General features: G+C 71.6%; 4 protein-coding genes. 2 read left to right on the forward strand and 2 right to left on the reverse strand.

The features are described 5' to 3' along the window. The coding region (locus D6689_12180; protein RMH40996.1) for a DUF3829 domain-containing protein at window positions 1-2,139 on the reverse strand (2,139 nt) is incomplete at its 3' end. A 133-nt stretch (window positions 2,140-2,272) separates the two neighbouring features. On the opposite strand from D6689_12180, the gene D6689_12185 reads away from it, so the two are divergent. Further along, window positions 2,273-3,874 carry a serine/threonine protein kinase gene (locus tag D6689_12185; GenBank protein RMH40997.1) on the forward strand — a complete coding sequence of 534 codons (1,602 nt, stop codon included), beginning with the start codon at window positions 2,273-2,275 and terminating at the stop codon, window positions 3,872-3,874. 5 nt (window positions 3,875-3,879) lie between these two features. On the opposite strand, the gene cysK is transcribed toward D6689_12185, so the two are convergent. Next, window positions 3,880-4,806 carry a cysteine synthase A gene (gene cysK / locus D6689_12190; protein ID RMH40998.1) on the reverse strand — a complete coding sequence of 309 codons (927 nt, stop codon included), beginning with the start codon at window positions 4,804-4,806 and terminating at the stop codon, window positions 3,880-3,882. A 51-nt stretch (window positions 4,807-4,857) separates the two neighbouring features. Between cysK and D6689_12195 the strand changes: the two genes are divergently transcribed. Beyond that, a partial coding sequence (locus D6689_12195; GenBank protein RMH40999.1) for a hypothetical protein occupies window positions 4,858-5,132 on the forward strand: 275 nt, incomplete at its 3' end.

The raw sequence follows: 5,132 nt of genomic DNA on the forward strand, positions 1-5,132 counted from the left end.
CAGTTCCGCCTCGTCCCAGCGGTCGCGCTCGGCCGCGATCGCATCGACCAGGCGCGAGTGCGCCTCCACCGCGCGCGCCAGCCCGCGCTGGAGCGCCGCATGGACGGAGCGCCCGTAGCGAAACGCGTCCGCGTCATACTCGCGGCGCTCGTAGTAGCCAGCGGCAGTGCGCAACACCGGCGAGATCTCGTCGACCGCGACGATGACGTCGCGTCCGGCACGGTCGACCTCCGGCATCGGCGGCGCTTTGCGCGTCGCGGCGTCGACGCGCAGCTTGCACTCGGAGACGGCCGCGCCGTCGATGACGACGACGTCTGGAACGCGATGCGGACCGGGGCGTCCCCGGCGGGTCGACGCCGTGTAGGCATCGGCGCTGCGGCGAAGCGGCCCGGCGATCGCGGTCGCGCAGGCATCGAACGCGTCGAGTTTGTCGATCGCACGGTCGACGTCGGCGGCGGTTACGCCCTCCGGCACCGGTGCGTCCCCTCGCCGCGGTCCGCCCCCCGGCGCGAGCGGCGCGATCGCCCGCGGGAGGCGAAGGGTCAGCGTGTGCGGCCACGCCGCACCGGGCGCCAACCTCGCGCGGACCGTCAAGCGGTCGGGCGCTGCGATGACCAACTCGTGCGCCACGCCGCGATCGAGGGACAGCTCGCGGGTGACGGCGACCTCCCCGTCTACCTCGACCCGCGCGTCGGCCGGCACGAGCGCGAGGGACAGCGCAAACGGAGGAGGCGTCGGAGGACGCAGCACGTAGCCGAGCCTGGCGTAGCGATAGGCCGCGCCCGCCCCGCCGGCCAGGAGGCCGAGCACGACGAGCGCCTTGACCAGCCGGGCGGCGGTGCTGGGCCGACTCGGCCGGTGTACCGTGGTGACGCGGCGCGACGAACGCGGCACACCGGCGGAGGGACGGGGGCGCACGACCGGAGTCACGTCGAGCGCGAGCACCGGCTCCTCCGGCGGCGGCGCAAACGCATCGGGCGGAACGGCGGGATCGGGCGGCGCGGCGGATGCGGGCGTTTCCGGCGGCGGTCCCGCCGCGCCGCGGATCGGCGCGTCCACCGCCGCGCCGGCCGGGTCCACCGGCGGGGGGGCCGCGGCATCGGCCACGTGCGACAGCGGCGGCGCCGCAGCCGACGCGGCAACGCCGGACTCGCCCGCGCCGGAGCCGATGGCGGACGCGGTGAGCGCGAGTCCCCCGGACGCCGGCGCGCGGGACGCCGCGTCGGCTTGGCCGCCGCTGGCCGCGACCTCGCGGAGGGCGGCGTGCAGTGCGTGCCGCATCGCCATCGCGGAGTCGAATCGCTGCTCGCGGCGGTACGCCATCGCGCGCAACACGACTGCCTCGACCTCCGCGGGCACGTGGGGAGCGAGGTCGCGCGGCCGCGGGAAGTACCCGTCCACGATCGCCGCGAGCACCTGGTTGTAGTTGTCCCCGTCGAAGGGCGGACGGCCCGTGAGCATTTCGTACAGGACGGCTCCCGCCGCCCAGATGTCCGTGCGCGCGTCGATCGGCAGCCCCCGCGCCTGCTCGGGCGACATGTACTGCGGTGTGCCCATGACGGTGCCGTATTGCGTCGGGCGCGGCGTGTCGCGTATCGACGGCGGCCGGTCGACGCCGGCCAGCACCTTGGCGATGCCGAAGTCGAGCAGCTTGACGAAGTCCGACTCGTCGCCCCGCCGCGCGAGAAAGATGTTCTCCGGCTTGAGGTCGCGGTGCACGATGCCGCGCTGGTGCGCCGCCGCCAGCGCCGACAGTGCCTGCGACGCGATCCGGCACGCCCGCCGCACCGGCAACGCCGGCGACTGCGCCAACACATCGGCCAACGTCGCGCCCGCCAACAGCTCCATCACCATGAAGGCGGCGTCGCCCACCTGCCCCAGGTCGAACACCTCGACGATGTTTGGGTGCCCGATCGCGCTCGCGGCGCGCGCCTCCTGGCGAAACCGCGCGAGCAAATCGGCGTCGCCGCACAGTTCGCGGTGCAACGTCTTGATCGCGACGTGCTTGCCCAGTGCGACGTGAACCGCTTCGTACACGACCCCCATCGCGCCGCGCCCGAGTTCCCGCACGATCTCGTACTTGTCCTCGAGCACGACCCCCGCGGCCAGCGCCGGTCCGCCGGATGGTGTCCCGTCCACCGAGCGCGATCATACCGCCGATCTCGCCATTGCCAGCCGGACGCGGCCCCGCCTACAATGTCGCACGGTGTCTGATCGACCGCGGAAGCCGCCGAAGCGGCCCGCTGCACGGGGGGCCGGTGTCAGTCTCCCGTTGCCGCCCCCCGAAGACGAAACGCGGACGCCCGGCGTTCGCTTCACCGCCGATCTCGGCCGAAGCGACGCGTTCGACGACTCCGATGTTCCGCCATTGCCCCTCGAGACCGAGCCGTTCGAGCGAATGGAGTCGCCCGTGCGCGGCGAGCCCACGACCGTCGACCCGCGGCCGGACCTCGTCAACCTGCCGGTGTCACCAGCCGACCGCGCAACGCGCCCGGCGCTCCGCGCCGGAAAGCCGTCGCGACCGCCGCCACCGCCGCCGCGCAGCGGAGCGCCAGCCCGGCGCACATCCGACTCGGCGGTCGCCGCGCTGCACGACGATCAGAATACGGCGGTCGCCCGCGATCCGCTGGCCCCGTTGCAGTCGCCGCTCATCGGCGGAAAGTACCGCCTGGTCAAGCGCATTGGCGAGGGCGGGATGGGCAAGGTGTTCAAGGTCACTCACGCCCAGCTCGGCAAAACCTTCGCGCTGAAGATCATCCATTCGTCGACGCAGCAGGATCCGAAGGCGCGCGAGTCGTTCTTTCGCGAAGCCCGCCTCGCAAGTTCGCTCGCACACCCGAACATCGCCTCGGTCGTCGACTTCGGCGAGGACGACGCCTACGGCGCGTACATGGTCATGGAGTACCTCGACGGGGAGATGTTGTCGCAGGTGCTCCACCGTGAAAAGCAACTCAGCCTACGCGCGGCCTGCGACATCCTTCTTCAGTGCGCCGAAGCGCTGCAGTACATCCACGGTCACCGCATCATCCACTGCGACATCAAAACCGAGAACATCATGCTGTGCGATGACCCGACGACGCAGCGATCGAAGAAAATCGTCAAGCTGCTCGACTTCGGGCTCGCGCGCAGTGCAAACGCCGCGCGGCACACCGGCTCGCTGTCCGGCACACCGCACTACGTGGCCCCCGAGCGCATCCGCGGCGAACCGCCGACGCCCCAGTCGGACATCTACGGGCTCGGTATCCTGTTTTACGAGCTGCTCACCGGCAGCGTGCCGTGGGACGGCAACGTCGCCCAGATCCTGTGCGGCCACCTGGAAAAGCAACCGCCGTCGCCCTCGGCGCGGCTCGGCAAGCCGGTCGATCCCGCGGTGGAGCAGCTCATCTTCAAAGCGCTCAAGAAGGATCCGGCCGAGCGCCACAAGGACATGTCCGCGTTCATCTACGAGCTGCGGACGGTCATGGACATGCTCGGCTTCGGCCGGCGCGCGCGGCGCGGCGGCGCCAAGAAGATCGTCGTCGAGCGAACTCCCAACGAGCGCGACGAACTCGCCCGCGCGCTGTTCGACCACAACCGGCTGCCGCTCGCCATGTTCAGCGATACCGGAACGATCAGTGTCGCCAACGCCGCGTTCGCCAAATTCCTGATGGGCGTCGCGGTTGCCGTCGAGGGACTTCAGGTACAGGCGACGCCACTGGCTGCCGCCTGGCAGACGTTCGAGCAGGATCTCGCGCGCGCGTGCGCCGGCGAATCGATCCGCCGCATGATCGAGTTCGATCTGGAGGATGGCAGCGTCCGCCGGCTGCTGATGTGGCTCGAACCTGCACCGATCGACGGCCACGCCGCGTTCGGCCTGCACCCGCTCGACGTGTAACCCCGTCAGCGCAAGTCGTCGACCAGCGCGGTCGACAGGTAGCGCTCGCCGGTGTCCGGCAAGATGACGACGATCGTCTTGCCCTGCATCTCGCTGCGCCGGCCGATCCGAATCGCCGCGAACAGGGCCGCGCCGCTCGATAGACCGGCGAGGAGGCCCTCGTCGCGGGCAAGCCGGCGAGCGTTGTCGATCGCGGCGCGCTCGCTCACGGCGATGACCTCGTCGATGACGGACCGATCGAGGACCGGCGGAACGAACCCGGCCCCGATCCCCTGAATGTAGTGCGGCCCGGGCCGACCGCCCGACAGCACCGCCGAGTCCGCTGGCTCGACCGCCACCATCCGCACGTCCGGCTTGCGCTCGCGAAAGAATCGACCGACGCCCGTGATCGTCCCGCCAGTCCCGACCCCGGCCACGATCGCGTCCACCTGCCCGCCTGTGTCCTCCCAGATCTCCGGCGCCGTCGTCTCGTAGTGCATCGCGGGGTTGGCCGGATTCTCGAACTGGCGCAACTCGACGGCTCCCGGGGTCGACTCGGCGATCTCCTTCGCTTTGTCGACGGCGCCGCGCATCAGTGCGCCTTCGGTGAGCACGACCTCGGCACCGAACATGCGCAGCAGCGCAACCCGTTCGCGGCTCATCGTCTCGGGCATCGTGATGATGAGACGGTAGCCGAGCGCGGCCGCGGCAAAAGCGAGGGCGATCCCCGTGTTGCCCGAGGTCGCCTCGACAATCGTGGCCCCCGGGGACAGCAGACCGCGCCGCTCGGCGTCGCGAATCATGGCGACGCCAATGCGATCCTTGACGCTCGCGCACGGATTGCGGGACTCGAGCTTGCCGAGGATCGTGGCGCCGACGTCATCCGACACGCGCCGGAGCTTGACCAGCGGCGTCCGGCCGACGGTGTCGACGACGCTGTCGTAGGTGGTCATCCCGGTTGTGCTACCATATTTGCCCCGGGAGTCGTACCGATGGGGTCTCGCATGTCGCTCGTCGCGGCCGCGGTCGCGATCCTTGGCAGTTGTAGCTTCGACCCATCGGGTTCCGGCGTCGGTGCCGGCGATGCCGGCGCACCCGATGCCGCCACCGGCGCGCCCGACGCCGCCACCGGCGCACCCGATGCCGCCACCGGCGCGCCCGACGCCGCCACCGGCGCACCCGACGCCGCGCCGCCGCCCGACGCCGCGCCGCCGCCCGACGCCGCGCCGCCGCCCGACGCCGCCACCGGCGCGCCCGACGCCGCGCCGCCGCCCGACAC

This window comes from Deltaproteobacteria bacterium, assembly GCA_003696105.1.
Lineage (GTDB): Bacteria > Myxococcota_A > Polyangia > Haliangiales > J016 > J016.

What these genes read in the sequence shown, in the direction of transcription:
- cysK (RMH40998.1), bottom strand. Translation starts at nt 4,806, where the DNA reads ATGACCACCTACGACAGCGTCGTCGACACCGTCGGCCGGACGCCGCTG.